This window comes from Facilibium subflavum, assembly GCF_003574485.1.
GTDB classification, from domain to species: domain Bacteria; phylum Pseudomonadota; class Gammaproteobacteria; order Francisellales; family Francisellaceae; genus Facilibium; species Facilibium subflavum.
This window is the reverse complement of record NZ_QLIT01000256.1, coordinates 1-1,053: the sequence shown is the minus strand read 5'-3', so window position 1 is coordinate 1,053 and position 1,053 is coordinate 1. Positions and strand designations below refer to the sequence as shown.

1 protein-coding gene is annotated in these 1,053 nt (G+C 33.5%); it reads right to left on the bottom strand.

The genetic code is table 11. The annotated features are described in order from the left end of the window. Positions 1–246: 246 nt before the first annotated feature. On the bottom strand, positions 247–1,053 hold an 807-nt coding region (locus DNK84_RS12760), incomplete at its 5' end, for a hypothetical protein (protein ID WP_162902457.1).

Here is a 1,053-nt window from a genome sequence, read left to right as displayed (position 1 = left end):
TGCTTGGAGATTATTGTGCGCATTTAAACAGTAAATTTGAAGTAAATAGTGCGAAAAATTTAAAAAGTATACTCAGAAAACACTGCGAAATAATAGGCTTAGCTAACTTGCTGGTAATTGCTGGCACCAAGTATTGTAATCAATTTTAACCATGTCATAAATTATGCTCCTTATTTTAATCTCTATGGGTTTAATTCTCCGCAATTTGTTGCGAACGGAAAACGGCAATTTAGCTCAAAGAGCTTATTAACTCGTTTGCTTTTTTTCTTTATTTTCTTCTTTATCGGTGAATTTCAGTGTCAAACCTTCTTTTTCACTCAACAGTAAGTACTTGTGACCTTTTTCCTCTTGATGCTTTTGTTCCAATTTAAATTGTTGATCTTCTGTATTATCTTGATACCGTATGCTCACTTCATCAGTTAGGCCATATCCACTCTGTTGTATAAACATTTCAGAGCCTTTTTGGTCAACTAAAAATCGATTAGAAATGAATTGTTCGAACTTGATTGATTCTTGATTAAAAACTTTAATCGCTATAATATCTCCTTGCGCAAAAGGAAAGTACTGATTGGCCAATACTTGTCCTTGCGCTGCAGGCATATAAATAAAGGCATTTTCACTTTCTTTACTTTCTCCTAAGATCATTTCACTTGGAATAATTAATTTGATAAAAGGTTGTTCATAATTGTAGGGTGTAAAGGTTAATGGATTATCAGGTTCATTAGGTGCTGGTGCACTATTTGCTTCAAAAGAGATTTCACTATCATCTGTCGGATTCACCCATTGATATTCATTTTTTCTTTTAGGATCTACCTGATCACGAGAAAAGATGCGAGTATGTAATGTACGAGCAATAAATGGTTGAAAGCAAGGTAAAAATGGGCTCTGATTAATATCGCTATCATAATGCTGGATAACCTCTACATGATGAGTCAGCTTAACAGCATTAAACTCTGGAAAAGTTTTATTTTTATCAGAATGTGATGATAGCATACCTAATTTTTCAATATGTAACTGTGGATTTTCTTTAAGATCCTCTTGACTGTCTGCGAT